At 59.9% G+C, this 26,639-nt stretch carries 24 protein-coding genes; 23 read left to right on the forward strand and 1 reads right to left on the reverse strand.

The window, feature by feature from the left end:
* Window positions 1–26: 26 nt before the first annotated feature.
* On the reverse strand, window positions 27–1,691 hold the full coding sequence (locus RN346_RS07525) for an electron transfer flavoprotein-ubiquinone oxidoreductase (protein WP_263584245.1): 1,665 nt from the start codon (window positions 1,689–1,691) through the stop codon (window positions 27–29).
* A 426-nt stretch (window positions 1,692–2,117) separates the two neighbouring features.
* On the opposite strand from RN346_RS07525, the gene RN346_RS07530 reads away from it, so the two are divergent.
* From RN346_RS07530 to RN346_RS07640, 23 genes are all read left to right on the forward strand, one after another.
* A complete protein-coding gene (locus RN346_RS07530) occupies window positions 2,118–2,867 on the forward strand; it encodes an electron transfer flavoprotein subunit beta/FixA family protein (RefSeq protein ID WP_263584209.1) in 750 nt (249 codons plus the stop codon).
* 52 nt (window positions 2,868–2,919) lie between these two features.
* Entirely contained in the window at window positions 2,920–3,846 is a 927-nt protein-coding gene (locus RN346_RS07535) for an FAD-binding protein (protein ID WP_311962598.1), read from the forward strand.
* A 235-nt stretch (window positions 3,847–4,081) separates the two neighbouring features.
* On the forward strand, window positions 4,082–4,693 hold the full coding sequence (locus tag RN346_RS07540) for a superoxide dismutase (protein WP_252109813.1): 612 nt from the start codon (window positions 4,082–4,084) through the stop codon (window positions 4,691–4,693).
* A gap of 531 nt (window positions 4,694–5,224) precedes the next feature.
* Window positions 5,225–5,446, forward strand: coding sequence for a glutaredoxin-like protein NrdH (gene nrdH, locus RN346_RS07545; protein WP_252109812.1), 222 nt, complete (start codon window positions 5,225–5,227; stop codon window positions 5,444–5,446).
* 9 nt (window positions 5,447–5,455) lie between these two features.
* Window positions 5,456–5,887: a class Ib ribonucleoside-diphosphate reductase assembly flavoprotein NrdI gene (nrdI, locus tag RN346_RS07550; protein ID WP_263584244.1), complete on the forward strand. Its 432-nt coding sequence runs from the start codon at window positions 5,456–5,458 to the stop codon at window positions 5,885–5,887.
* Window positions 5,888–5,898: 11 nt separating this feature from the next.
* Window positions 5,899–8,052 carry a class 1b ribonucleoside-diphosphate reductase subunit alpha gene (gene nrdE, locus RN346_RS07555; protein ID WP_409335796.1) on the forward strand — a complete coding sequence of 718 codons (2,154 nt, stop codon included), beginning with the start codon at window positions 5,899–5,901 and terminating at the stop codon, window positions 8,050–8,052.
* A gap of 24 nt (window positions 8,053–8,076) precedes the next feature.
* A complete protein-coding gene (gene nrdF / locus RN346_RS07560) occupies window positions 8,077–9,048 on the forward strand; it encodes a class 1b ribonucleoside-diphosphate reductase subunit beta (protein ID WP_263584242.1) in 972 nt (323 codons plus the stop codon).
* Between the two features lie 6 nt (window positions 9,049–9,054).
* Window positions 9,055–9,492: an NUDIX domain-containing protein gene (locus RN346_RS07565; protein WP_311962600.1), complete on the forward strand. Its 438-nt coding sequence runs from the start codon at window positions 9,055–9,057 to the stop codon at window positions 9,490–9,492.
* A 179-nt stretch (window positions 9,493–9,671) separates the two neighbouring features.
* A complete protein-coding gene (thrS, locus tag RN346_RS07570; RefSeq protein ID WP_311960717.1) occupies window positions 9,672–11,594 on the forward strand; it encodes a threonine--tRNA ligase in 1,923 nt (640 codons plus the stop codon).
* A gap of 60 nt (window positions 11,595–11,654) precedes the next feature.
* Window positions 11,655–12,146, forward strand: coding sequence for a translation initiation factor IF-3 (infC, locus tag RN346_RS07575; protein WP_263584239.1), 492 nt, complete (start codon window positions 11,655–11,657; stop codon window positions 12,144–12,146).
* An 81-nt stretch (window positions 12,147–12,227) separates the two neighbouring features.
* Window positions 12,228–12,422 (forward strand): 50S ribosomal protein L35, encoded by a 195-nt coding sequence (gene rpmI, locus RN346_RS07580; protein ID WP_311960718.1) that lies wholly within the window; start codon window positions 12,228–12,230, stop codon window positions 12,420–12,422.
* Window positions 12,423–12,458: 36 nt separating this feature from the next.
* Entirely contained in the window at window positions 12,459–12,812 is a 354-nt protein-coding gene (gene rplT / locus RN346_RS07585) for a 50S ribosomal protein L20 (RefSeq protein ID WP_009097607.1), read from the forward strand.
* A gap of 199 nt (window positions 12,813–13,011) precedes the next feature.
* Window positions 13,012–14,031, forward strand: coding sequence for a phenylalanine--tRNA ligase subunit alpha (gene pheS, locus RN346_RS07590; protein WP_263584237.1), 1,020 nt, complete (start codon window positions 13,012–13,014; stop codon window positions 14,029–14,031).
* A 26-nt stretch (window positions 14,032–14,057) separates the two neighbouring features.
* Window positions 14,058–16,433, forward strand: coding sequence for a phenylalanine--tRNA ligase subunit beta (pheT, locus tag RN346_RS07595; RefSeq protein ID WP_311962601.1), 2,376 nt, complete (start codon window positions 14,058–14,060; stop codon window positions 16,431–16,433).
* Window positions 16,434–16,489: 56 nt separating this feature from the next.
* On the forward strand, window positions 16,490–16,786 hold the full coding sequence (locus tag RN346_RS07600; protein WP_252109802.1) for an integration host factor subunit alpha: 297 nt from the start codon (window positions 16,490–16,492) through the stop codon (window positions 16,784–16,786).
* Window positions 16,787–17,044: 258 nt separating this feature from the next.
* Entirely contained in the window at window positions 17,045–17,503 is a 459-nt protein-coding gene (locus RN346_RS07605) for a flavodoxin domain-containing protein (protein WP_263584235.1), read from the forward strand.
* A complete protein-coding gene (locus tag RN346_RS07610; protein ID WP_263584234.1) occupies window positions 17,503–17,871 on the forward strand; it encodes a hypothetical protein in 369 nt (122 codons plus the stop codon). The genes RN346_RS07605 and RN346_RS07610 overlap by 1 nt, the downstream gene beginning before the upstream one ends.
* A gap of 171 nt (window positions 17,872–18,042) precedes the next feature.
* Window positions 18,043–19,389, forward strand: a complete 1,347-nt coding sequence (tig, locus tag RN346_RS07615; protein ID WP_263584233.1) for a trigger factor — start codon at window positions 18,043–18,045, stop codon at window positions 19,387–19,389.
* Window positions 19,390–19,464: 75 nt separating this feature from the next.
* Entirely contained in the window at window positions 19,465–20,082 is a 618-nt protein-coding gene (gene clpP / locus RN346_RS07620) for an ATP-dependent Clp endopeptidase proteolytic subunit ClpP (protein WP_252109798.1), read from the forward strand.
* Between the two features lie 75 nt (window positions 20,083–20,157).
* The gene (gene clpX, locus RN346_RS07625) at window positions 20,158–21,438 is read left to right on the forward strand and encodes an ATP-dependent Clp protease ATP-binding subunit ClpX (protein ID WP_263584232.1); all 1,281 of its coding nucleotides are present in this window, start codon (window positions 20,158–20,160) and stop codon (window positions 21,436–21,438) included.
* Window positions 21,439–21,715: 277 nt separating this feature from the next.
* The gene (gene lon / locus RN346_RS07630) at window positions 21,716–24,136 is read left to right on the forward strand and encodes an endopeptidase La (RefSeq protein ID WP_311962602.1); all 2,421 of its coding nucleotides are present in this window, start codon (window positions 21,716–21,718) and stop codon (window positions 24,134–24,136) included.
* Between the two features lie 190 nt (window positions 24,137–24,326).
* On the forward strand, window positions 24,327–24,599 hold the full coding sequence (locus RN346_RS07635) for an HU family DNA-binding protein (protein ID WP_252109795.1): 273 nt from the start codon (window positions 24,327–24,329) through the stop codon (window positions 24,597–24,599).
* A 111-nt stretch (window positions 24,600–24,710) separates the two neighbouring features.
* Window positions 24,711–26,534, forward strand: a complete 1,824-nt coding sequence (locus RN346_RS07640; RefSeq protein WP_311962603.1) for a SurA N-terminal domain-containing protein — start codon at window positions 24,711–24,713, stop codon at window positions 26,532–26,534.
* Window positions 26,535–26,639: the final 105 nt, after the last annotated feature.

Consider the following 26,639-nt stretch of genomic DNA (forward strand, 5'->3'; position numbering starts at 1 on the left):
AGGCCGAGCTGATACATGCAAAGGTGCTACATGTTGGGGTAGTTCGGCCCGCCGCCGCCTTCTGGTGCCACCCAGGTAATGTTCTGGGCCGGGTCCTTGATGTCGCAGGTCTTGCAGTGCACGCAGTTCTGGAAGTTGATCTGAAAGCGCGGTTTGCCCTGATCGTCCTCCACCACCTCGTACACTCCGGCCGGGCAGTAGCGCTGCGCCGGTTCGGCGTATTTGGGCAGGTTGTGCTCGATGGGAATCGACGGATCCTCGAGTTTCAAGTGACAGGGCTGGTCCTCTTCATGGTTGGTGTTGGAAAGAAACACCGAGGAGGGCTTGTCGAAAGAGAGTTTGCCGTCCGGTTTGGGGTAATCGATCTTCTCGAACTCGTCGGCGGGCTTTAAAGCGCCGTGGTCGGTGGTGGTGTCATGAAGCGTCGGCAGCTTGTTGCCAACGAGCTGGTTGACGAAATTGAACGCGCCGCCGCCGACGTTACCGTACTTGTGCATCGCCGGGCCAAAGCTCGCATTCTCCTTGAGCTCCTGATAGGCCCAGCTCGACTCCCACTTCGCGGTGAAGCTTGAAAGCTCGGCACCACCTTCATCATTTGACTTGATCGCCTCGAATACGCTCTCGGCGGCCACCAGCCCGGATTTCATCGCAGTATGAATGCCCTTGATCTTGGCGAAGTTCAGCGTGCCGGCATCGCAGCCGATCAGAAGCCCACCGGGGAAGGTCATTTTCGGCAGGCAGTTGTAACCACCCTTGGTAATGGCGCGCGCGCCGTAGGCGACGCGTTTGCCGCCTTCCAGATACTGGCGTAGCACTGGATGGTGCTTCATGCGCTGGAATTCGTCGAAGGGCGAGAGCCACGGGTTTTTGTAACCCAGGTCCATGATCAAGCCGACCACGACCTGCTGGTTTTCAGCGTGGTAAAGAAACCAGCCGCCGTGGGTGTCGTTTTGAAGCGGCCAGCCGGAGCCGTGGACTACCAGCCCCGGCTCGTGCTGTTCGGCGGGTACGTCCCAAAGCTCCTTCAAGCCAATACCGTAGTGCTGGGGGTCGCGGCCTTCGTCGAGGGAAAACTCGCGGATCAGGCGCTTGCCCAGGTGCCCGCGCGAGCCCTCGGCAAAGAGGGTGTATTTGGCCCGCAGCTCCATGCCCGGCATATGGCCATCCTTGGGCGTGCCGTCGGCGGCAACGCCCATGTCGCCGATGAGAATGCCGCGCACCGCGCCATCTTCGATAATCACGTCCTGAGCGGCAAAGCCGGGAAAGATTTCGACCCCCAGGGCTTCGGCCTGCTCGGCCAGCCAGCGACACAAATTGCCCGCGCTGATCACGTAGCGGGTCTGGTCGCCGCCGGTGTTGTGCATGCTCTTCGGCACCAGCGCGTGGGGCAGTTTGCGAGCGTTCTCGCTATCCTTTAACAGGTAAAGGTCGTCGCGGGTGGCCGGCGTGTTGAGCGGGGCGCCGCGCTCTTGCCAGTCCGGGAAGAGCTCATTCAGCGCGCGCGGCTCCAGCACCGCGCCGGATAGAATATGGGCTCCGACTTCGGAGCCTTTCTCCACGACGCATACGCTGAGCTCCTGCTCGGCTTCGTTGGCTTGCTGCATCAGGCGACACGCCGCCGCCAGGCCAGAGGGCCCCGCACCAACGATGACAACGTCCATCTCCATGACATCGCGCTCTGCGTTTTCCACTGGTCTCTCCTTATTCTCGTTAGTACCGTATCTTATAAAAACACGGACTTAATACTAAACGGTCGTTTGCTTCTGGTTATACCCCATGATAGGCATAATACCGGGCCTGGGTCATCACGACGATGGTCTGCCGGGCATTTGTGGCGCCTTGACCAGCGTTTCGGCTTTGTCGGAGCGCCGGATTTATCGTTTCAAAAGCGCTATATTAGCGTCAGACGGCATTTTAACGGTCTGGCGTTGTCGGGCGTAGACAAGCTGTGGCACATTGATGTGAACACTCGTCTGTCAAACGCTTGAATGAATATCGTATCGAGCAGGCCTTTTTCATTTTTTAGAGCCAAGCGGCATTAGCCACCGCCACAACGCACTGGCCGCCGAGTTACTCACGCCAGCGCCCGGGCTTCTTATCAGCCAAGCGAGGAAACCATGAAAGTACTAGTCGCGGTCAAACGCGTCATCGACTACAACGTGAAAATTCGCGTCAAGGCCGATCATTCGGACGTGGATCTGACCAACGTCAAGATGGCCATGAACCCCTTCTGCGAGATCGCCGTGGAAGAGGCGGTGCGCCTGAAGGAGCAGGGCGTGGCCACGGAAGTGGTCGCCGTGAGCATCGGCCCGAAAGCTGCCCAGGAGCAGCTGCGCACCGCGCTCGCGCTGGGCGCCGACCGGGCGATCCAGATCGAGACCGACGAGCGCGTCGAGTCGCTGGCAGTGGCGAAGCTGCTGGCGAAGGTGGTCGAACAGGAGCAGCCGGGTCTTGTGATTCTCGGCAAGCAGGCGATCGACACCGACAACAACCAGACCGGCCAGATGCTCGCAGCACTGTCCAATCTGCCCCAGGCCACCTTCGCCTCGAAGGTTGCCGTCGACGGCGACCGGGTCAGCGTCACCCGCGAGATCGACGGCGGCCTGCAGACGCTGTCACTGTCGCTTCCGGCGATCGTCACCACCGATCTGCGCCTCAACGAGCCGCGCTACGCCAAGCTTCCCGACATCATGAAAGCCAAGAAGAAGCCGATGGACGTCAAAACGCCGGCGGACTACGGCATCGAGGTGGCCTCGAAAGTGAGCCTGGTGAAGGTCGAAACGCCGGCCGAGCGCAAGGGCGGGGTAAAAGTGGCCTCGGTCGACGAGCTGGTCGACAAGCTCAGGAACGAAGCGAAGGTGCTTTGATCACCCCACCTTCCGCTTGCCTCTTTCACCGTTATTCCAGGGAGTACACTCCATGAGCATTCTGGTACTGGCCGATCTTCACGACGGCCATCTGCTTGACGCCACCGCCCACGTGGTGGCCGCCGCCCGCGAGATCGGCGGCGATATCGATGTGCTGGTCGCCGGCGACGGCGTCCAGGCCGCGGCGGAGGCCGCCGCGAAACTCGACGGCGTCACCCGGGTTCGCCTGGCGGATAACGCCGTCTACGCCCACCAGCTCGCCGAGCCGCTGGGTGCGCTGGTGGTGTCGCTGGCCGACGACTACAGCCATATTCTCACCAGCGCCTCGACCACGGGCAAGAACGTGCTGCCGCGGGTCGCCGCGCTCAAGGACGTCAGCCAGCTTTCCGAAATCGTGGCGGTCGACGGCCCGGACACCTTCAAGCGTCCGATCTACGCCGGCAACGCCATCGCCACGGTGAAAAGCGACGACACGCTCAAGGTCATGACCGTGCGCACCACGGCGTTCGATGCCGTGGGCCGCGACAACGCGGCCGCCATCGAGGCAGTGGACACCGTGGTCGAGAACGACCAGTCGCAGTTCGTCGGTGAGGAGCTCGCGCAGTCCGACCGCCCGGAGCTGGGGGGCGCGAAGGTCGTGATCTCCGGGGGCCGTGGCATGGGCAACGGCGAGAACTTCAAGCTGCTCGACGGCATCGCCGACAAGCTCGGTGCGGCGGTCGGCGCCTCCCGGGCGGCGGTGGACGCGGGCTTTGTGCCCAACGACATGCAGGTGGGTCAGACGGGCAAGATCGTCGCGCCGGATCTGTACATCGCGGTGGGCATCAGCGGCGCCATCCAGCACCTGGCGGGGATGAAGGACTCGAAGGTGATCGTGGCGATCAACAAGGACGAGGAAGCGCCGATCTTCCAGGTGGCGGACTACGGCCTGGTGGGGGATCTGTTCGAGCTTCTGCCGGAGCTTGAGAGCAAGCTCTGATCGCGTCTTGACGTTTTTCCGCCTGTTGGCGGATGATCGAAAGTCGGCTGCCGGGCAGCCGGCTTTTTATTGCGCGCCTATTAGATAAAGCGCTGATTGTTAGCTAGAGTGCTAGGGCGCGCAGCGCCAATGCACGTTTGCGTTTCGAGGAAAATTCCGCCCAAGCGGTTGAAAAGAGTAGGGCGTGACCGCACCTATTCGATGAACATCAAAAGTCACTCAAGGAGATGATGACATGGCACATACACTACCCGAACTGCCGTATGCCTACGACGCACTCGAGCCGAACATCGACGCGATGACGATGGAAATTCACCATTCGCGTCACCACAACACCTACGTGACCAACCTGAACAGCACGCTCGAAGGCACTGGCCTTGAAGATCTGTCGATCGAAGAGCTGGTGTCCAATCTGGACCGCGTGCCGGAAGAGAAGCGTCAGGCCGTGATCAACAACGGCGGCGGTCACGTCAATCACTCCATGTTCTGGCAAATGATGTCGCCCAACGGCGGCGGTCAGCCCAAGGGTGACGTTGCCAAGGCGATCGACAGCGAACTGGGTGGCTTCGATACCTTCAAGGAAGAGTTCAAAAAGGCCGCCACCGGCCGTTTTGGCAGCGGTTGGGCGTGGCTCTCCGTGACGCCGCAGAAAAAGCTGGTCGTCGAGAACACGCTGAACCAGAACAGCCCGCTGATGGACGGCAACACGCCGATTCTGGGTCTCGACGTGTGGGAACACGCCTACTACCTGAAGTATCAGAACAAGCGCCCGGACTACATTGCCGCCTTCTTCGAAGTCGTCAACTGGGACGAAGTCGAGCGTCGCTACCAAGCCGCTATTGCCTAAGACGTTGACCGATCAGCAAGGCGCTTTGAGCGCCTTGTCGAAAGCCCGGCTCCGGCCGGGCTTTTTGCTGCGCGCTTGACGCACACGCTGTTTTTTCATCGCGGCTCTCTCGCCGCCTCGCTGCCTTCTCCATCGCTGTAGGGCCTGGGTATTCATTGTCGGCATTCATCCCGACATGCCACCACGCACATTCTTGCGTTTTCACACGGCTCGATTTTGCTGGAAGCGCGTTTTTTTGACGTCAAAGCTAAGGTGGATAACCTTTCAAAACCCGGTCATTAACGTCGCTCAAAACGGCTTTAATCGATGGATATCGCGCTTGCAGTTCGCTTTTTTTCAAAGCCCTTTTTGGCTGAGCCGCGCCGCTGCGCTGGGTACACTTTGTCAATAACCTGTGGATTAAAAAATACCATATATGCTTGAATTGATTTTGCAGTGGTCTATATATAGTATGCGTAGTCTGTTTAGAGGGGGTCGGGCACAACCGGTGCTCTAGCCCAAAAACGCCGCTATGAAAAGGAAAAAATAGCCATGGCCATCCAGATTTACAGCAAGCCCGCCTGCGTTCAGTGCACCGCCACTTACCGCGCGATGGACAAGCAGGGAATCGAGTACACCGTGATCGATATCACCGCTGAAGACGGCGCCCAGCAGGAAGTCGAGGCGCTGGGTTATCGCCAGCTGCCCGTCGTCGTGGCCGGTGACGATCACTGGTCGGGCTTTCGTCCGGATCGTATTCAGGCACTGGCTTAATTTCGTGCCATGCTGACGGACGCTCACGCACCGTTGGCTGGCACGCTGGTGTATTTTTCCACCCGGTCAGGCAACACCCATCGTTTCGTGGAAAAGCTGGGGTTGGCGGCGCACCGGCTGCCGATCAACCGCAACGACCCGGTTCCTCATATCGACACCCCTTACGTGCTCATTACCCCGACGTATGGTGGGGGCGGCACTAAAGGGGCGGTGCCGGGTCCGGTGATCCGCTTTTTGAACGATGAGCACAACCGGCGCCTCATCCGAGGCGTCATTGCCGCTGGCAATACCAATTTTGGCGAGGCTTACGGGCTGGCGGGGCGTATCGTCGCCCAGAAGTGCCAGGTGCCGCTGCTTTATCGATTTGAGCTTTTGGGCACTGACGATGACGTCGCCAGGGTTCGCAAAGGAGTAGAAGAGTTTTGGAAACGACAAACGTAGCCACTACCAACGTGCCTGAAACGAAAAAACCGGCGGCAGAAGCGAGCCAGACGCGTACGCTGGACTATCACGCGCTGAACGCGATGCTGAATCTTTACGGTGCCAATGGCGAGCTTCAGCTCGACAAGGACCGTGAAGCGGCGCGCCAGTACTTTCTGCAGCACGTCAATCAAAACACGGTTTTTTTCCACTCGCTGGAAGAGAAGCTCGACTACCTGGTGGAAGAGGGCTACTACGAAGCCGAGGTGCTTGGCCAGTACGCGCCGACTTTCGTCAAGGCGCTGTTCGAGCAGGCCTACGCCTACAAGTTTCGTTTCCCAAGCTTTCTGGGCGCGTTCAAGTACTACACCAGCTATACGCTGAAAACCTTCGATGGCAAACGCTATCTCGAGCGCTACGAAGACCGCGTATGCATGGTGGCACTCACGCTTGCCCGCGGTGACGAGGCGCTTGCCAAATCGCTGGTCGACGAGATCATCAGCGGGCGCTTCCAGCCGGCTACGCCAACGTTTTTGAACTGCGGTAAGCAGCAGCGCGGCGAGCTGGTGTCGTGCTTTTTGCTGCGTATCGAAGACAACATGGAGTCGATCGGCCGTTCCATCAACTCGGCGCTGCAGCTCTCCAAGCGCGGCGGCGGCGTGGCGTTCTTGCTGAGCAACATTCGCGAGTCCGGCGCACCGATCAAGCGCATCGAGAACCAGTCCTCCGGCATCATTCCCATCATGAAGCTGCTGGAAGACGCCTTCTCCTACGCCAACCAGCTCGGCGCGCGCCAGGGCGCGGGTGCGGTCTACTTGAACGCCCACCACCCGGACATCCTGCGCTTTCTGGATACCAAGCGCGAAAACGCCGACGAGAAGATTCGTATCAAGACGCTCTCGCTCGGGGTGACCATTCCGGATATCACCTTTGAGCTTGCCAAGCGTAACGACGACATGTACTTGTTCTCGCCCTACGACGTGGAGCGGGTTTACGGCAAGCCGTTTGGCGATATCAGTGTCAGCGAGCACTACCACGAGATGGTGGCAGATGCGCGCATTCGCAAGCAGAAGATCAACGCACGCGCCTTCTTCCAGACGCTGGCGGAGCTGCAGTTCGAGTCCGGCTACCCCTACATCATGTTCGAAGACACGGTGAACCGGGCCAACCCGATCGCCGGGCGCATCAACATGAGCAATCTGTGCTCGGAGATTCTGCAGGTCAACACGCCGACCGAGTACGATGAAAGCCTGAACTACAGCAAGATCGGTCAGGACATCTCCTGCAACCTGGGCTCGATGAACATTGCCAAGGTCATGGACTCCGGCGATATCGGCACCAGCGTGGACATCGCCATTCGTGGCCTGACCGCAGTCTCCGAGATGAGCAACCTCAAAAGCGTGCCCTCGATCGCCGAAGGCAACGCCAAGTCGCGCGCCATCGGTTTGGGTCAGATGAACCTGCACGGCTTTTTGGCTCGCGAGCACATCTACTATGGCTCGGAAGAGGGGCTGGATTTCACCAATCTCTACTTCTACTGCGTAGCGTTTCACGCCATTCGTGCGTCGAATCAGTTGGCGATCGAGCACGGTGATACCTTTGCAGGCTTTGCCGACTCCACCTACGCCTCGGGCACGTTCTTCGACAAGTACACTGACGAGGCGTGGCTGCCGAAGACCGAGAAGGTGCGCGAGTTGTTCGAGCGCAGCGGCATCGCGCTTCCGACTCAGGGTGACTGGGAGCAGTTGAAGACGTCGGTCATGGCGCACGGCCTTTACAACCGTAACCTGCAGGCCGTACCGCCGACCGGGTCGATCTCGTACATCAACCACTCCACCTCGAGCATTCACCCGGTAGCGGCGAAGATCGAGATTCGCAAGGAAGGCAAGCTTGGCCGCGTTTACTACCCGGCGCCGTTCTTGAATGAAGAGAACTTCGACTACTTCCAGGATGCCTACGAGATCGGCCCCGAGAAGATCATCGACACCTACGCCGAGGCGTCCAAACACGTCGATCAGGGCTTGTCGCTGACGCTGTTTTTCCCGGATACCGCCACCACGCGCGATATCAACAAGGCGCAGATCCACGCGTGGCGCAAGGGCATCAAAACGCTTTACTACATTCGTCTGCGTCAAAGCGCGCTGGAAGGCACCGAAGTCGAAGGCTGTGTTTCCTGCACGCTGTAACCACGTAACGAAAGAGACCACTCAATGAACACCATGCAACGTCTATCACGGGTCGACGCCGTTAACTGGAACCGGCTGCAGGACGACAAGGACCTGGAGGTCTGGAACCGTCTGACGAGCAACTTCTGGCTGCCGGAAAAAGTGCCGCTGTCCAACGATATCCAGTCCTGGAACACGCTGACTCAGCAGGAAAAGCAGCTGACCATCCGTGTGTTCACGGGCTTGACGCTTCTGGACACCATCCAGGGCAGCATCGGCGCGCCAACGCTGATGGAGGATGCGCGCACGCCCCACGAAGAAGCGGTGTACACCAACATCGCCTTCATGGAGTCGGTGCACGCGCGCTCCTACAGCTCGATCTTCTCGACGCTTTGTACCACGCGCGATGTCGACGACGCGTTTCGCTGGAGCGAAGAGAACCCAATGCTCCAGGCGAAGTCCGAGCTGATTCTCGAGCGCTACCGCGCAGACGATCCCTTGATGCGCAAAGTCGCCAGCGTCTTTCTGGAGTCGTTTCTGTTCTACTCCGGCTTCTACCTGCCCATGTACTGGTCGAGCCACGCCAAGCTCACCAACACGGCGGATTTGATCCGCCTGATCATTCGCGATGAGGCGGTGCACGGCTACTACATCGGCTACAAGTTCCAGCAGGCGCTCGCCGAGGCCACCCCGGAGCGCCAGCAGGCGGTCAAGGATTACGCCTACGAGCTGCTTTTGGAGCTTTACGACAACGAGGTGCGCTACACCGAGTCACTTTATGACGCGGTCGGCCTGACCGAGGACGTGAAGAAGTTTTTGCACTACAACGCCAACAAGGCGCTGATGAATCTGGGCTTCGAGCCGCTCTTTCCGAGCAGCGTGACCGACGTGGACCCGACCATCATGGCCGCGCTTTCGCCAAGTGCCGATGAAAACCACGACTTCTTCTCCGGCTCCGGTTCGTCCTACGTGATCGGCAAGGCGGTCGCCACTGAAGATGACGACTGGGCGTTTTAAGTCATCATGAGCGATAGCGTTGTAGCAGCGAAAGCGCCCACGGGGGCACCCCTGCCTACGCTTTACATCGCCGCGGCGATTGTGATCAACGCCGCCGACGAGCTTTTGCTGGTGCGAAAGCGCGGCAGCCGTTTTTTCATGCAGCCCGGCGGTAAAATCGAGCCGGGTGAGCCGGCAAGGCAGGCGCTGGTTCGCGAGCTCGAAGAGGAACTTGGGGTTTGCGTTTCGCCGGAACGTCTCGAGCATGTGGCGCGCCTCAAAATCGAAGCGGCCAATGAGTCGGATACGCTGATCGATACCGAGCTCTTTCGTCTGGACCTCGATGAGCGCGTCGAGGCGGCGGCGGAGATCGCCGAGGCGGTGTGGGTCACGCCGCACAAGGCCCGGGCGCTTACGCTCGCGCCGCTGACCCGTGAGCACGTTCTGGCGCTGGTGCGCGGCTAACGATTTCAAGCGCCGCAAGGGTAAGCCCGGCGCCGGTGTCTCGCCGCCTGAAAGTCTGCTAGGCTACGCGCCTGCTCATCAATGGGCAGGCGCTTTTGCGTTTGAAACGAACCCTCAAGCCATTGATAGCGATATGTGATCCCTGGTATGGATCACCACTGCGCTCAAGGAACACCCGAATGCCCATAGTGACACTGCCCGACGGCAGCCAACGTACGTTTGACGAACCGCTTTCCATCATGGCTCTCGCCGAGTCCATTGGCCCTGGTTTGGCCAAGGCGTGCGTGGCCGGAAAGATCGACGGTGTGCTGGTCGATGCGGCCGATGTAATCGAGCACGACGCCGAGGTCGCGATCATTACCGCCCGCGACCCGGAAGGCATCGACATCATTCGCCACTCCAGCGCGCACCTGATTGGGCATGCGGTAAAGCAGCTCTACCCGGACGCCAAAATGGCGATCGGCCCGGTGATCGAAAACGGCTTCTATTACGATATCGATTTTGGCCGCTCGGTCACGCCGGATGATCTGGAAGCGATCGAAAAACGCATGCAGGCGCTGATCGACACCGAATACGACGTGGTCCGCGAATACGTCGACCGCGACCAGGCGCTGGAAACCTTCGTTGCCCGCGACGAGCCCTACAAGCAGGAGATCGTGCGCGAGATCCCGGACGGCGCGGCTATCCGCCTGTACCACCACGAAGAGTACACGGACATGTGCCGGGGCCCGCACGTGCCCAACACGCGTCATCTTAAAGCGTTCAAACTGACCAAGCTGGCCGGCGCCTACTGGCGCGCAGACGCCTCCAACGCCATGCTCACGCGCATCTACGGTACGGCTTGGGGCGACAAAAAGCAGCTCAAGGCCTACCTGAAGCGCCTGGAAGAGGCGGAAAAGCGCGACCACCGTAAGCTGGCGCGCAAGCTCGATCTCTTCCACATGCAGGAAGAGGCGCCGGGCATGGTGTTCTGGCATCCCAACGGCTGGGCGCTGTGGCAGCAGGTCGAGCAGTACATGCGCGGCGTCTATAAAGAGGGCGGCTACCAGGAAATCCGCTGTCCGCAGGTCATGGACGTGTCGCTGTGGAAGAAGTCCGGCCACTGGGACAACTACGCCGACGGCATGTTCTTCACCGAATCGGAGAAGCACGAGTACGCGCTCAAGCCGATGAACTGCCCGGGCCACGTCCAGGTGTTCAACTCCGGGCTTAGAAGCTACCGCGAGCTTCCGGTACGCTTTGGCGAGTTCGGCGGCTGCCACCGCAACGAGCCGTCCGGCGCGCTGCACGGTATCATGCGCGTGCGCGCCTTTACCCAGGACGATGGCCACGTCTTCTGCACCGAGGCTCAGGTCGAGCCGGAAGTCACGAGTTTCCATCGCCAGGCGCTGAAGGTGTACCAGGACTTTGGCTTCGAGGACATCGCGATCAAGATCGCGCTGCGCCCGGAAAAGCGCATCGGCAGCGACGAGGTGTGGGACCGCGCCGAAGACGCTCTGCGCGGTGCGCTCAAGGCCTGTGACGTCGAGTGGCAGGAACTTCCCGGCGAAGGCGCGTTCTACGGCCCCAAGATCGAGTATCACATGAAGGACTGCCTGGGTCGTGAGTGGCAGGTCGGCACCATGCAGGTCGACTTCATGATGCCCGAGCGTTTGGGCGCGCAGTACGTGACCGAAGAGGGCGAGCGCAAGGCGCCGGTCATGCTGCACCGGGCGATCGTCGGCTCCATGGAGCGCTTCATCGGCATCCTGATTGAACATTACGCCGGGGCTATGCCATTATGGCTGGCACCCGAGCAAATGGTCATCATGAATATCACCGATTCGCAGCGTGATTACGCGCTGGAATTGGAGAAACGCTTGCAAAAAAGCGGTCTTCGCGTCAAGGCAGACTTGAGGAACGAGAAGATCGGCTTTAAAATCCGTGAGCATACGTTACAGAAAATTCCCTATCTCCTTGTGGTCGGAGATAAGGAAGTCGAAGCTGACTCAGTGGCCGTGCGAACTCGCAGCGGCGAAAACCTCGGCACCATGACCGTCGATGACTTCATCGAACGCGCAAGCGCCGAGAGAGCAGCCCTGGCGACATCGTCAATTGCCTAAGGAGACAGAGCAATCAAGCGAAGCAACCCGCGCGGGCGTCCTGCAGACAAGCGCCCACCAATGAACGAGCGTATTACCGAAGAAGAAGTCCGTTTGATCGACGCTGAAGGTGAGCAGCTGGGCGTTGTGCCCACTACCGAAGCGTTGGAACGTGCTGAAGCTGCCGGTTTGGACCTCGTGCAAATTTCAAATGCCGATCCTATCGTCTGCAAGATCATGGATTACGGCAAGTTCGTTTTTGAGTCGAAAAAGCAAAAAGCGGCTCAAAAGAAAAAGCAAAAGCAAATCCAGGTCAAGGAAGTCAAATTCCGGCCCGGCACTGACGAAGGCGATTACCAGGTGAAGCTCAAAAACCTGATTCGCTTTCTCGAAGGTGGTGACAAGGGCAAGGTCACTTTGCGTTTTCGTGGTCGCGAAATGGCGCACCAGGACATCGGCCGCAAGCTGATGGAACGGATCGCGGCAGACCTCGAAGAGATCGGTTCGGTGGAATCCTTCCCGAAAATGGAAGGCCGCCAGATGATCATGATTCTTGCCCCCAAAAAGAAGTGATCCAACGGCGAATTTAACGGGTCAGCGCTTGGCGCTGACCGGCCCTGGGTTTTCTAAAAAACATCGAGCGGAGTTATTCTCATGCCGAAAATCAAAAGCAACAGCGGCGCTGCCAAGCGCTTCAAGAAGACGGCTAACGGCTTCAAGCACAAGCAGTCTTTCCGTAGCCACATCCTGACCAAGAAATCGACCAAGCGTAAGCGTCAGCTTCGCGGTATGAAGCAGATTCACGCAGCAGACAAGCCGCTGATCCAGCGCATGCTGCCGAATCTGTAAGTCGTTTTCGAATTTTTTTAAAGTCAGGAGTGTGTCATGACTCGAGTCAAGCGTGGCGTTGTCGCCCGTCGTCGTCATAAGAAAGTACTGAAGCAGGCTAAAGGCTACTACGGTGCTCGTTCGCGCGTTTTCCGCGTTGCCAAGCAGGCCGTCATCAAGGCCGGCCAGTACGCGTACCGCGACCGTCGTAACCGTAAGCGTCAGTTCCGTGCCCTGTGGATCCAGCGTATCAACGCCGGTGCCCGCATTAACGGCATGTCTTACAGCCGTTTCGTTGGTGGCTTGAAGAAAGCCGGCATCGAAATCGACCGTAAGGTACTGGCGGATCTGGCGGTTCACGAGAAAGCAGCGTTCGCTGCCATCGTGGAAAAAGCCAAGGCTGCCCAATAAGGTTTTAGGCCCGCTTTGGCTTGAAACCAGGGTCATGTCCCGATGACCCATGCAGGGGAAGAGCAGCCGCTCTTCCCCTGTTTTTTTGCCATCGAAAAATCATTGCTATTGAAACCCTGGCTATTGAAAATTCATCCAATAAGGTCCCGTTCTGGCGACGCCTTATTGGATGAAAACCGCTTAATTCGGAGTTTAATGGATGGACCACCTGCCTACGCTGGTATCAGAGGCGCGCGACGCGATCAAGGCCGCGCAGAGCGTCGCTGAACTGGACGAATTACGAGTTCGCTACCTGGGCAAGAAGGGCGAGGTCACCGCGCTGTTGAAGGGGCTCGGTAAGCTCAGCGCCGAGGAGCGCCCGGCGGCGGGCGAGCGGATTAACCAGGCGAAACAGACGTTAGCTGGGGAAATCGACGCCAAGCGTGAGGCGCTGGAAAGCGAAGCGCTCAACGCGCGCCTGGCGGCAGAGAAGATCGACGTGACGCTGCCGGGGCGCGCCCACGCGCCGGGTGGACTGCATCCGGTGACGCGTACCCTCGAGCGTATCGAGAGCCTGTTTACCCGTATCGGCTATGACGTAGCGGTGGGGCCTGAGATCGAGGACGACTACCACAACTTCGAAGCGCTCAATATTCCCGCGCACCATCCGGCCCGCGGTATGGCGGACACCTTCTATTTTGACGCCACGCGCCTTCTGCGTACCCACACCTCGCCGGTGCAGGTGCGTACGATGAAAGAGAGCGAGCCGCCGATTCGCATTGTCTGCCCCGGGCGGGTCTATCGCAGCGACTCGGATCTCACCCACACGCCGATGTTTCATCAGGTCGAGGGGCTGCTGGTCGATGAGGGCGTAAGCTTCGCCGATCTCAAGGGCACTATCGAAGACTTCCTGCAGGCGTTTTTCGAGCGTGACGATCTGATGGTGCGCTTTCGTCCCTCCTACTTTCCGTTCACCGAACCCTCTGCCGAGGTGGATATTCAGTGCGTAATGTGTAGCGGCGATGGCTGTCGGGTCTGCTCGCACAGCGGCTGGCTCGAGGTCATGGGCTGCGGCATGGTGCATCCGGAAGTGTTCAAGCACTCTGGCATCGACACCGAGCGCTACACCGGTTTCGCCTTTGGCATGGGCGCCGAGCGCCTGGCGATGCTGCGCTACGGCGTCAACGACCTGCGACTGTTCTTTGAGAACGATCTGCGTTTTTTACGTCAGTTTGCCTAACCACGCCGCCAGACACAGGAACGAGCATGAAATTTTCAGAACAGTGGCTGCGTGAGTGGGTATCGCCGCAGCTGGACACCCAAACGCTTGCCGACCAGATCACCATGGCGGGCCTCGAAGTCGACGCCGTCGAGCCCGTAGCCCCCGCCTTTGAAGGCGTGGTAGTCGCCGAAGTCATCGCCAAGGAGCCGCATCCGGACGCCGATAAGCTCAACGTATGCCGCGTCAACGACGGCACCGGTGAGGTGCAGGTGGTGTGCGGGGCGCGCAACGTGGCCGTTGGTCAGCGTGTTCCTTTCGCCCAGGTCGGCGGGGTGCTGCCCGGCGACTTCAAGATCAAGAAAGCGAAGCTTCGCGGCGTCGAGTCCTTCGGCATGATTTGCTCCGCCTCGGAGCTTGGCCTCGAAGAAGAGACCTCCGAGGGTATTTTCGTCCTGCCGGAAGACGCTCCAATCGGCGACAGCGTGCGTGCCTACCTGATTCTCGATGACGCGACCATCGAAGTGGACCTGACGCCTAACCGGGGCGATTGTCTGAGCGTCAAGGGCATGGCCCGAGAAGTCGGTGTGCTCAACCGTCTGCCGGTTCAGGCGCCTGCCTGTGAGCCGGTGGCGCCGAGCATCGAGCAGCGCTTTCCGGTCAGCGTCAGTGCCGGTGAGCAGTGCCCGCGCTACGTATCGCGGGTGATCGACGGCATTGATCTGACGCGGCCTACGCCGCTCTGGATGGCCGAGCGCCTGCGCCGTAGCGGCGTGCGCACCATCGACCCGGCGGTCGACGTCACCAACTACGTCATGCTCGAGCTCGGCCAGCCGCTTCACGCCTTCGATCTGAATAACCTGAGCGAGGGTATTCAGGTGCGTATGGCAGAAGAGGGCGAGCGACTGACGCTGCTCGACGGTCAGGACATCGCGCTGCGCCCGGATACGCTGGTGATCGCCGACGCCTCTGGGCCGCTGGCCATGGCCGGCGTCATGGGGGGTGAGTCCTCCGGCGTCAGCGCCACCACGCGCACGCTGTTTCTCGAGGCCGCCTACTTCACCCAGCTAGCGGTCGCCGGCCAGGCACGCTCCTACGGGCTGCACACCGACGCCTCTCACCGTTTCGAGCGCGGTGTCGACCCGTCGTTGACCGTTCAGGCGATCGAGCGGACTACGCGCCTGTTGATCGATATTTGTGGCGGTCAGGCGGGGCCCGTGTGTGAAACGCAAAACGAGGTGGATCTACCCAAGGCGCGCCGTATCACGCTGCGTGAGACGCGCCTTGGTCAAGCGCTCTCCAAGGAGCTCGCGGTTGACGAGGTCAGCGATATTCTCGACCGTCTCGGGCTTACAAGCTCGTATGCCGACGGCGAGTGGCAGGTCGCGGTGCCGAGCTGGCGTTTCGATATTGCCATCGAAGAGGATTTGATCGAAGAGATCGCCCGCATCCACGGCTACAACAATCTGCCGGTACGCCGCCCGGCGGCGCGTTTGGCGTTGCGCTCGGCCAACGAGGCTCGGCTGACCCAGTCAGCGTTCAAGAACCGGATGGTCGCTCGCGGCTATCAGGAGGCGATCACCTACAGCTTCGTCGCGCCGGAGCTTCAAAAGACGCTCATGCCCGAGGCGGTCTCGCCGGTGCTGGCCAATCCGATCTCGGCGGATCTGTCGGTCATGCGTGCAAGTCTTTTCCCGGGGCTGGTGCGCGCGCTTTCGCACAACCTGAACCGCCAGCAGCACCGTGTACGCCTGTTCGAAACCGGGCTGGTTTTCCAGGGCGAGCTCGATTCGCTCACCCAAGCGCCGATGCTGGGCGCGCTTGCGTGCGGGCCGCGCGAGCTCGAAGGGTGGAGTAGCGACAAGACCGCGGTGGATTTCTTCGATCTCAAGGGCGATCTCGAAAGCCTTCTGGCGATGGGCGACGACAGCGCCTGGCGCTTCGAGCCCGGCGAGCACCCGGCGCTACATCCGGGCCAGTGCGCCGAGCTGTTCCACGGCGATCAACCCGCCGGCTGGATCGGTACGCTACACCCGAAAGTGCGCGCGGAGCTTGGTTTAAAAGTCGACGCGGTACTGTTCGAGGTGCGCCTCGATGCACTGAGCGAAGGCGTGATTCCCGCCTTCGCGCCGCTGTCCCGCTATCCGGAAGTGCGCCGCGATCTCGCCTTTAGTCTCGATGCGCAAACGCCGGTGCAGGCGCTTCTCGACTGTGTGAGCCGCGAGGCCGGCGATCATCTTGAGGATCTCAAGCTTTTCGACGTCTACACGGGTAAAGGGGTGGAACCGGGGCAGAAGAGTATCGCCCTGGGCTTGACCTGGCAGCATCCATCGCGCACGCTGAATGATGATGAAATCAATCAGCGGGTGGATTCGATCGTGGCCGAGGCAAACGCCACGTTGAATGCGCAGCTTCGCGGCTGACACGTAACGGTCGCAAGCAACATCGTTGGCAATGGTGGGCGACAAGGAGAAGCGATATGGGGGCGTTGACCAAAGCGGAGCTGGCCGAGCATCTACACACTGAGCTTGCGCTGTCCAAGCGCGAAGCCAAGGCCATGGTAGAGACGTTTTTCGAAGAGATTCGTGCCTGCCTGCGGGAAAACGAGCAGGTCAAGCTTTCCGGTTTTGGCAACTTCGATTTGCGCGACAAGCGCGAACGGCCGGGTCGAAACCCGAAAACCGGCGAGGAGATCCCGATTTCCGCCCGCCGCGTGGTGACCTTTCGCCCGGGCCAGAAGCTCAAGCAGCAAGTCGAGCACTTCACCGACGCTTGAAGGTCCATACCTGAGTCGTTGCGCGCGACGCGCGTGCCCGTATCAGGCGCCTCTTAACGGGGGCGCCTTTTTTGTGCGCTGCCTTGCGTCAGCGGGCGGGCGCCAACGCGCCCGAAATGCGTTTTGCGGTCAAGTCGTGTTAATATCCGAGCAAATTCATCGGGTATAGGTCGGATACTGTCCGCCCCGTGCTTTCATCGTTTATAAGAACGTTTATCGAGAACGTTTTTCAAGAATTGCTTACCGAGGAGTTCATCAATGCCTCAGCTCAATATTCTGGTGGGTACCATGTACGGCGGGGCGCTCGATGTGGCCGAGCAGGTCAAGCCGCTGTTCGAAGCCGCCGGGTATACGGTCGCCATCAAGGAGCAGCCGGTCGTTGAGGACGTCAAGGAGCAGGCGCTGGCGCTTTTTTGCGTCTCCACTACCGGCAGCGGCGATTTTCCGGGTAACTTCGTTCCCTTCGTACGCCAGCTCAAGGATCAAAGCCCGGCGCTAACAGAGCTCAATTACGGGCTCATCGCGCTTGGCGATAGCTCCTATGACGATACCTTCTGCGGTGCCGGCCGGGCGCTTGACGCGCTGCTCGAGGATCTGGGCGCAAAACGCCTGGGCGAGCGTCTGGAAGTGGACGCCATGGAGACCTTCATGGCGGACGACGCCGCGCTCCCCTGGGTCGAGGCCTGGATCGACGAGCAGTCGCTCAAGGTCGCCTGATGCAGCCGGGACGCTGTGAACGGGTAGGGGTAGCGATCGGCCTGTGCGTGCTCATGTTGTCGGTGATGCCACGCTACGTGGCCGGCGGTTTCGATACGCGTTTGACCCTACTGCTGGTCGCCATCGTTTTGGTGGCCGGCGCGGCGATTGCCAACTGGCGCATGCTTTCAAAAGAGGAGCGCAAGCGCCTGCCGTCGCTGTTGAAACGGCTGGTGTTGTCGCTGGGTCTTGGCACCGCCGCTATGGGAGTGTGGCATCTGCTGATGACCGACTGGCTAAGCTGGCAGCAGTTCATCTCCCACGCCGCCACCTGTGGACTTTTACTGTTTGCCGTCAGTCTTGGCTGGCAGCGAAAACCGTCTGACTGAAAAGGGAGCGCGGAATTTCACTGAAACTCCCTTGTAATTACGCAGTGCGCCCCCATCTTGCGAACATGGTGGGCACCCCGGCGCTTGCCAGTTCGCGCCGGGGTTCTTAAAATCGCCCCTTTAACTATCGATACATATTCACTACAACGCCCAGCCGCTAGAGGACAATTCATGCAAGTTTCTGTCGAGACGACCTCCCCCATCGAACGTCGCATCACCATCCAGGTACCGGCGGCGGACATCGACGAGGCCGTCAGCGCTCGCTTGAAAGACACCGCGAAAAACGTTCGCTTGAACGGTTTCCGCCAGGGCCGGGTTCCGATGGACGTCGTGCGTCAGCGCTATGGCGACAGCGTTCGCAGCGAAGTGGTGGGCGAAGTCATGCGCGAGCGCTACGTCCGCGCCATTACCGACGAGGGTTTGAACCCCGCCGGCTACCCGCAGATCGAGCCGAAGGTCAACGAAGCGGGTAAGGATTTCGAATTCGTGGCGGTCATGGAAGTGTACCCGCAGGTCGAGCTGAACTCGATCGAGGGTACCGAGGTGGAGCGCCCGGTCGTTGAAGTCAGCGAAAGCGACGTCGACGAGATGATCGAAACCCTGCGCAAGCAAAATGCCGAGTGGCAGGAAGTGGACAAGGCCGCGGCAGACGGCGACCAGGTCACCATCGATTTTCAGGGCTACCTGGGCGACGAGCCGTTCGAAGGCGGCAGCGCCGAGAACCATTCGCTGGTCATCGGCTCCAACAGCTTCATTCCGGGCTTCGAAGAGCAGCTGATCGGCGCCAAGGCGGGTGAAGAGAAGACGCTCAACGTCACCTTCCCGGAAGATTACCAGGCCGAACATCTGGCCGGTCAGCAAGCGTCCTTCAAGGTCACGGTTCATAAGGTCAGCGCCCAGGAACTTCCGGCGGTCGATTCCGCGTTCTTCGAGCGTTTCGGTGTCGAAGATGGCGACGAGTCCAAATTCCGCGCCGAAATCAAGAAGAACATGACCCGCGAAGCGTCCCAGGCGGTTGATAACCGCGTCAAGCAGCAGGTGCTAGACGCGCTTAAAAACGCCAACGACATTTCCGTTCCCAGTGCGCTGGTGCAGCAGGAAACCGACGGTATGAAGCGTCAGGCCGCTCAGCAGTTCGGCCTCGGCGAAGACTTCGACGTCAGCCAGCTGCCGAACGAATTGTTCGCCGACCAGGCCAAGGGGCGCGTTCAGGTCGGCCTGCTGCTTGCCGAAGTCATCAAGGCCAACGAACTCGACGCCTCTGACGACGAAATCAAGGCGAAAGTCGAGGAGTTGGCCGAGCAGTACCAGGACCCCTCTGAAGTGGTCGAGTACTACATGGGTAACAATGAGCTCAAAACGCAGGTCAAATCCGCTATTCTCGAAGAGAAAGCGGTCGACAAACTTCTTGAGCAGGCAAACGTCAAGGATGTCGAAATGAGCTACCAGCAGGCGCTGGCCGCGGCTCAGCAGCAGGCGGAGCAGGGCGAGGAAGAGAGCGAAGAGTCCAACGCCTGACCTTGATCCTGAATGATCTCGTGGCGCACTCCCTCCGGTGCGCCTCTCCCTTACCGGACGCAAGGAATCACCCGTATGAGTGAGTTTGATATTCAAAACGCCGGCGGTTTAGTGCCCATGGTGGTTGAGCAAAGCGCCAAAGGGGAACGAGCTTACGATATTTATTCACGGCTTTTGAAAGAGCGCGTCATTTTTCTCGTTGGCCCGGTCGAAGACTATATGGCCAACCTGGTCGTGGCGCAGATGCTCTTTCTGGAGTCTGAAAATCCGGATAAAGACATCCACCTGTATATCAACTCGCCGGGTGGCTCGGTCACTGCAGGAATGTCGATTTACGACACCATGCAGTTCATCAAACCGGACGTGTCGACCGTGTGTATCGGTCAGGCCGCCAGCATGGGCGCGCTACTTTTGACCGCAGGTGCCGCGGGCAAGCGTTACTGTCTGCCCAACTCACGCGTTATGATCCACCAGCCGCTGGGCGGCTATCAGGGGCAGGCCTCTGACATCGAGATCCACACGCGGGAAATTTTGGGTATTCGCGAAAAACTCAACCACATTCTTGCCCATCACACGGGCCAGGATATCGAGAAAGTCGCCCGCGATACCGACCGCGACAACTTCATGAGCGCCAACCAGGCTCAAGAGTATGGCCTGATTGACGCAGTGCTGGATAAGCGGCCTGCATCCTGATAGCGTAAACGGATTTCCGCTTTTCCAACGAGCTTTTCCGGCGGCGAAAGCCGCCGCAGTGATAGGGGTACGCCAATGGCCGACGGCAAAGGCAAGGACGAAGGTGGCAAACTGCTTTACTGCTCGTTTTGTGGCAAGAATCAAAACGAAGTTCGTAAGCTGATTGCTGGCCCGTCCGTATATATCTGCGATGAGTGTGTCGATCTGTGTAACGACATCATTCGCGAGGAAGTTCTCGAAGCCGATGCCGAGAGCGACGAAGAGCGTCTGCCTACACCTCGCGAAATTCGTTACACCCTGGATGACTACGTCATTGGGCAAGACCGCGCGAAAATGGTGCTTTCCGTTGCGGTGTACAATCACTATAAGCGTTTGAAGACCGACGTGCGCGAAAGCGATGTGGAGCTTGGTAAGTCCAACATCCTGCTGATCGGCCCGACCGGTAGCGGCAAGACGCTTTTGGCTGAAACCATGGCGCGGCTTTTGAACGTGCCGTTCACGATTGCCGATGCCACCACGCTGACCGAAGCGGGTTACGTGGGTGAAGATGTCGAAAACATCATTCAAAAGCTTTTGCAAAAGTGTGATTACGACGTCGAGAAAGCCGAACGCGGTATCGTCTACATCGATGAGATCGACAAGATCTCGCGCAAGTCGGACAATCCCTCGATCACTCGCGACGTGTCCGGCGAAGGCGTGCAGCAGGCGCTTTTGAAGTTGATCGAAGGCACGACCGCGTCGGTTCCGCCCCAGGGCGGGCGCAAGCATCCGCAGCAGGAGTTCGTGCAGGTCAACACGGCGAATATGCTCTTCATCGTAGGTGGCGCCTTTGCCGGCCTCGACAAGGTCATTCGCGACCGCTCCGAAAAGGGCGGTATTGGCTTCAACGCCAGCGTGAAGAGCAAGGAAGCGTCCAAGGGCGTGGGCGAGCTTTTGGCCGCTGTCGAGCCGGACGATCTGGTCAAGTTTGGTTTGATTCCCGAGTTCGTCGGGCGTCTTCCGGTCATCGCAACGCTCACCGAGCTTAACGAAGACGCGCTGATTCAGATTCTGACCGAGCCGAAGAACTCGCTGGTCAAGCAGTACGCCAAGCTCTTCGAAATGGAAGATGTGACGCTTGAGTTTCGCGAAGAGGCGCTTCGCGCCGTGGCCGCCAAGGCCATGGAGCGCAAGACCGGCGCGCGGGGCCTGCGCTCGATTCTCGAATCGGTACTGCTCGACACCATGTACGAGATTCCCTCGCTCGAGGACGTCAGCAAGGTAGTGATCGACAAATCGGTCATCGAGGGCGAAAGCCAACCGCTTTTGATCTACACCAATCAGCAAGAGAAGCGCGTTGACGGAACCGACGGCTAATCGCCCCGCGTTCGATCCAGGATCTGCTTGCACCACCGTCAAGGGGTCGCCTATGCGACCCCTTGTTGTTGTAGAAAGGTCGCCGACGCAAGGTTCTTGACCGAAGGTTGACCCAGCGCCGATCGCGTGGCGCTTTACCAGTGCGCCGCGCCGGGCCGAACCCGGATCACTCAGCGAGCCAGCGGCTGACGTTACCAGGCCGCGTCTTCCACATTGTTGGGCGCTTTGAAGTGGTAACGCTTTATCGAGCGCCTATCCGATTTGAGGAACGTCTGCGATGCAGCAGAACGCCGATCAGACACAGTGTTTACCCATGTTGCCGCTGCGCGACGTGGTGGTATACCCGCAAATGGTGATTCCGCTGTTTGTGGGGCGGGAAAAATCCATCCATGCGCTGGAAGCAGCCATGGAAGCGGACAAGCGCGTCCTGCTGGTGGCCCAGCGCGAAGCCTCCCAGGACGAGCCCGATAACGACGACCTGTACCGCATGGGTACCGTCGCCGACATCATGCAGCTTTTGAAACTGCCCGACGGCACCGTCAAGGTGCTGATCGAAGGCAGTTTCCGCGCCGACGTGGTCGATATCGAAGAGAACGAGGCGGGCTACACCCAGGCCCATTTGACGCCGCGGGAAAGCGAGCCCTTGACCTCGCGCGAGCAGGAAGCGCTGGTGCGCGTGCTGCTCAATCAGTTCGAGCAGTACGTCAAGCTCTCCAAGAAGGTGCCCAACGAGGTGCTCAATTCGCTTTCCGGCATCGAGGATCCGAGCCGGTTGGTGGACACCATTTGCGCCCACCTGTCGCTCAAGATCGGCGACAAGCAGGAGCTTTTGGAGATGGATCGCGTGCGCGATCGCATCGAGCACCTGATGGCGCTGATCGAGTCCGAAATCGATCTGCTGCAGGTCGAAAAGCGCATCCGCTCCCGGGTCAAGGAGCAGATGGAGAAGACCCAGCGCGAGTACTACCTCAACGAGCAGATGAAGGCCATCCAGAAAGAGATGGGCGAGCTCGACGACGTGCCTAACGAAGCCGAGAAGTACGAGAAGGCGATCCAGGACGCCGGTATGCCCAGGGAGGCCGCCGAGAAAGCCACTCAGGAGCTCAACAAGCTCAAGATGATGGCCTCGAACTCCGCCGAAGCCACGGTGGTGCGCTCCTATCTTGACTGGCTGATCGCCGTGCCGTGGAAAAAGCGCACCCGGGTCAAGCACGACCTGATCAAGGCCCAGGAGGTGCTCGACGAGGACCACTACGGGCTTGAAGAGGTCAAGGCGCGCATTCTCGAGTACCTGGCGGTACAAAAGCGCGTGAAGAAGATGAAAGGGCCGGTGCTTTGTCTGGTCGGCCCGCCCGGGGTGGGCAAGACCTCTCTGGGTCAGTCGATTGCGCGGGCCACCAACCGCAAGTACGTGCGTTTGGCGCTCGGTGGAGTGCGCGACGAATCCGAGATTCGCGGCCACCGGCGCACCTACATCGGCTCGCTTCCGGGTAAGCTGATGCAGCGCATGGCGCGCGCCGAAGTGAAAAACCCGCTGTTTCTGCTCGACGAAGTCGATAAACTCGGTATGGATCACCGTGGCGATCCGTCTTCGGCGCTGCTCGAGGTGCTCGACCCGGAGCAGAACAACAGCTTCAGCGATCACTATCTCGAGCTCGATTACGATCTCTCGGAGACGCTGTTCATCTGCACCGCGAACTCGATGAACATTCCCGGGCCGCTGCTGGACCGGATGGAGATCATTCGCCTACCGGGTTACACCGAAGACGAGAAGCTCGCGATCGCCAAGCGCTATCTGTTGCCCAAGCAGCTCAAGGCCAACGGCCTGAAGAGTGAAGAGCTGGCGCTCGATGACGAGGCGCTATTGGAACTCGTGCGCTACTACACCCGCGAGGCGGGCGTGCGTGAGCTCGAGCGTCAGATCGCCAAGGTGTGCCGTAAGGTGTTGCGTGAGCGTGTCGAGGCAGAGGTAAGCAAGTCAAAAGACGCCAAGGAGCCGCCGCGCACGCTCGAAGCCGAGCACATCGAGACCTACGCCGGCGTGCGTCGCTATAGCTACGGCCTGGCCGAGCAGGAAGACCAGGTGGGTCGCGTGACCGGGCTTGCCTGGACCTCAGTGGGCGGCGAAATTCTCAACATCGAATCCGTGGTCACGCCGGGCAAGGGCCGGATCAACAAGACCGGCTCGCTTGGCGATGTGATGAAGGAGTCGGTGAGCGCTGCGCACACGGTGGTCAAGGCGCGGGCGGCCACCTTTGGTATCGCTGCAGAGCGCTTTGAGAGCGAAGATCTGCACATCCACGTGCCAGAGGGCGCTACGCCGAAAGATGGTCCCAGCGCCGGCGTTGCCATGGTAACGGCGATGATCTCTGCCTACACCGGTCGCCCGGTTCGCTGCGATGTGGCGATGACCGGCGAGGTCAATCTGCGCGGCGAAGTGATGCCGATTGGCGGGTTGAAGGAGAAATTGCTGGCAGCGCGCCGGGGTGGTATAAAGACCGTCCTGATCCCTGAGGAAAACCGCCGTGATCTCAAGGAGGTACCGGATAACATCAAGGGAGCGCTTGATATTCGCCCGGTACAGTGGATAGATGACGTGTTAGCGGTAGCCTTGGCCGAGGAGCCGGTAGCGGGGGCGCCTGCGCTTAAAAACGCCGATCCGTCGTTTACCGGCAGTACCACGGCCAGTACGCATTAAGCGTTAGAGCCCGTAGAGGCTTGCAAGTATAAGGAGCGCCCGGGCCCTTCGTTGGGGCGGGCGCTCGTATCCGGGTCGCTTGACAGGTATTTCAAGGCATTGCTATAAAACGCAGCTATGCTTTGAGCTTGTACCCGCCGGTGACCGCGCCGTTCAGAGCCATTTTTTCGAAACATTTAAGGGGTGAAGTGTGAATAAGTCCGAGCTGATTGAAGCTATTGCCGCGTCTGCAGATATTCCGAAAGCAGCGGCAACCCGCGCATTGGATGCCATGGTCGAGTCTGTCACCGATAGCCTCAAAAAAGGCGAGAGCGTTTCACTGGTGGGCTTTGGTACGTTCGCCATTAAGGAGCGCGCCGCGCGTACCGGCCGTAACCCGCAAACCGGCAAGCCGATCCAGATCAGCGCTGCCAAGGTGCCCAACTTCAAGGCGGGTAAAGCGTTGAAAGACGCCGTCAACTGATTGACCCGCGTTTGCTGTAACGTAATGGGCGCATCGCGAAAGCGATGCGCCCATGTTATTTAAAGGGCCCTCACCGGGCGCGACAAATGGCTGTGACGATCTGAGGCAAGCATGCTGCAAAGTATTCGCAACGGTTCCCGAAGCTGGGGGGCTAAAATCATCATTGGGCTCATGGTGGCCGCCATGGCGCTGTTTGGCGTGGAGTCGCTGTTCAGCGCTTTCGGTCGCGACCCCAATCAAGTGGCAAGCGTCAATGGCGAACCCATTATGCGCCAGCAGGTAGAGGTCGAGGTGCAGCGAGCGATGCGCTCGGGCCAGGTACCGCCGGAGCAGGAGCGCGCGCTTCGAAACGACGTGCTCGACCAGCTGATTACCCAGGAACTGTTGGGCCAGTACGCCGACGACGGCGGCTTCCATCTGTCCGACGAGCAGATCGATCAGGTCATCGTCACGCTGCCTGAGTTTCAGGACGGGCAGGGCCGCTTCAACGCAGATATCTTTCGCAATCAGCTCGGCCGTGCAGGCTATACCCCACTGGCGTTTCGCGAAGAGCTAAGAAACGATCTCAAGCGCAGCTACCTGCAACAGGGCCTGGCCCAAAGCGATTTCGTGCTGCCCAGCGAACGCGAACGCATGCTCGCGCTGCAAAACCAGCAGCGCAGCTTTCGCTACGTGATGCTCGACCAGGGCGATATCGACTTCAATCCGAACGTCACCGACGAGCAGGTCAGCGACTACTACGATACCCACCCGGAGCGCTTCGAGCGTCCAGAGCAGGTGAAGGTGGAGTACGTGGTGATCGACCGTCAGGAGATGGCTGAGAGCGTCGAGGTCGACGATGCGGCGCTGCGCCGCGCTTACCGCGCCCAGAGCCAGACCAGCGACCGCCAGATGTCCCACATCATGGTCACGTTTGGCGACGAGCGCAGCCGTGAAGAGGCAAAGGCGCGCGCCGAGCAGGCGCTGGCTGCCATCGAAGGCGGCGAATCCTTCGAGCAGGCGGCCCAGGAGTACTCCGACGATACCGCCAGCGCCGAGCAGGGCGGTGATCTGGGCGTCGTCTCCCCGGGCATCATGGGCGAGGCTTTTGACGACGCCGCGTTCTCGCTGGCCGAAGGGGAAACCTCGGGGCTGGTGGAAATGGGCAACGCCTTCCACGTGCTGCGCGTGACCAGCGTCGAAGGCCCGAGTTTCGAGGAGCAGCGCGAAAGCCTCGAGCAGACCGCCGCCCTCGATGAGGTCAACGACGACTTCAACCGCCAGGTACAGCGTTTGATCGATGAAAGCTTCGCCGCCGACGATCTGCAAAGCGTGGCGGAGGATCTGGGCTTGACGCTATACCAGACCGACTGGATCACCCGTGATGGCGGAACCGGCGTGCTTTCAGAGCCTGGCGTCATGGATGAGGCCTTCACCGACGACGTGCTGGAAGAAGGCTACAACAGCCAGGTCATCGAGCTCGATGACGACCGCCGTTTGGTGCTGCGCGCGGCGGATCACCGTGACGCCACGCTGCTGCCTTTGGACGAGGTGCGAAGCGACATCGAAGGGTACGTCGCCGCCGCCCAGCGCCAAAATGCGCTGCAGGAAGAGGCCCAGCGGCTTATCGAGGCGCTGAGAGATGATGAGTCGGTCGACATCGACTGGCAAGAGGCCAGCGATATTTCCCGCCAGGGGCCGACGACGCTGCCGGCGACGCTGGTCGACGGCGTGTTTGCCATGCCGCGCCCGGTTGACGGTGACTCAAGCTACGCAAGCGTACTGATGCCCGCAAGCGTGGCCGTGGTGGCGCTCGATAGCGTAAGCACGCCGGAGAGCGGCGAAGGCGATCAGGCAAGCGAGTTCGTCGCCCGCATTTCCGAGCAGCTTCGCGCCCAGGCCGCGGTCCAGGGGCTGATCGAGCAGCTCAGAGACGACGCCGACATCGAGCGTTAGACACTCAATCGAGCCCTCGTTATCACTGGAGGGCTCTCTTGAATGATACGAAAAAGCCGATCCAGTGGATCGGCTTTTTCATGTCCGCGGGTTGCGTGCCTTTGG

It is taken from the genome of Halomonas sp. PAMB 3232 (assembly GCF_031954225.1).
Taxonomy (GTDB): Bacteria; Pseudomonadota; Gammaproteobacteria; order Pseudomonadales; family Halomonadaceae; genus Vreelandella.

Excerpts from the sequence above, each read along its gene's own strand:
- nrdF (WP_263584242.1), top strand. The coding sequence starts at position 8,077 with ATGAACACCATGCAACGTCTATCACGGGTCGACGCCGTTAACTGGAAC.
- infC (WP_263584239.1), top strand. The coding sequence starts at position 11,655 with ATGAACGAGCGTATTACCGAAGAAGAAGTCCGTTTGATCGACGCTGAA.
- pheT (WP_311962601.1), top strand. The coding sequence starts at position 14,058 with ATGAAATTTTCAGAACAGTGGCTGCGTGAGTGGGTATCGCCGCAGCTG.
- RN346_RS07640 (WP_311962603.1), top strand. The coding sequence starts at position 24,711 with ATGCTGCAAAGTATTCGCAACGGTTCCCGAAGCTGGGGGGCTAAAATC.
- pheS (WP_263584237.1), top strand. The coding sequence starts at position 13,012 with ATGGACCACCTGCCTACGCTGGTATCAGAGGCGCGCGACGCGATCAAG.
- RN346_RS07610 (WP_263584234.1), top strand. The coding sequence starts at position 17,503 with ATGCAGCCGGGACGCTGTGAACGGGTAGGGGTAGCGATCGGCCTGTGC.
- rplT (WP_009097607.1), top strand. The coding sequence starts at position 12,459 with ATGACTCGAGTCAAGCGTGGCGTTGTCGCCCGTCGTCGTCATAAGAAA.
- nrdH (WP_252109812.1), top strand. The coding sequence starts at position 5,225 with ATGGCCATCCAGATTTACAGCAAGCCCGCCTGCGTTCAGTGCACCGCC.
- lon (WP_311962602.1), top strand. The coding sequence starts at position 21,716 with ATGCAGCAGAACGCCGATCAGACACAGTGTTTACCCATGTTGCCGCTG.
- thrS (WP_311960717.1), top strand. The coding sequence starts at position 9,672 with ATGCCCATAGTGACACTGCCCGACGGCAGCCAACGTACGTTTGACGAA.
- RN346_RS07530 (WP_263584209.1), top strand. The coding sequence starts at position 2,118 with ATGAAAGTACTAGTCGCGGTCAAACGCGTCATCGACTACAACGTGAAA.
- nrdI (WP_263584244.1), top strand. The coding sequence starts at position 5,456 with ATGCTGACGGACGCTCACGCACCGTTGGCTGGCACGCTGGTGTATTTT.
- RN346_RS07565 (WP_311962600.1), top strand. The coding sequence starts at position 9,055 with ATGAGCGATAGCGTTGTAGCAGCGAAAGCGCCCACGGGGGCACCCCTG.
- clpX (WP_263584232.1), top strand. The coding sequence starts at position 20,158 with ATGGCCGACGGCAAAGGCAAGGACGAAGGTGGCAAACTGCTTTACTGC.
- RN346_RS07600 (WP_252109802.1), top strand. The coding sequence starts at position 16,490 with ATGGGGGCGTTGACCAAAGCGGAGCTGGCCGAGCATCTACACACTGAG.
- tig (WP_263584233.1), top strand. The coding sequence starts at position 18,043 with ATGCAAGTTTCTGTCGAGACGACCTCCCCCATCGAACGTCGCATCACC.
- clpP (WP_252109798.1), top strand. The coding sequence starts at position 19,465 with ATGAGTGAGTTTGATATTCAAAACGCCGGCGGTTTAGTGCCCATGGTG.
- RN346_RS07540 (WP_252109813.1), top strand. The coding sequence starts at position 4,082 with ATGGCACATACACTACCCGAACTGCCGTATGCCTACGACGCACTCGAG.
- RN346_RS07535 (WP_311962598.1), top strand. The coding sequence starts at position 2,920 with ATGAGCATTCTGGTACTGGCCGATCTTCACGACGGCCATCTGCTTGAC.
- RN346_RS07605 (WP_263584235.1), top strand. The coding sequence starts at position 17,045 with ATGCCTCAGCTCAATATTCTGGTGGGTACCATGTACGGCGGGGCGCTC.
- rpmI (WP_311960718.1), top strand. The coding sequence starts at position 12,228 with ATGCCGAAAATCAAAAGCAACAGCGGCGCTGCCAAGCGCTTCAAGAAG.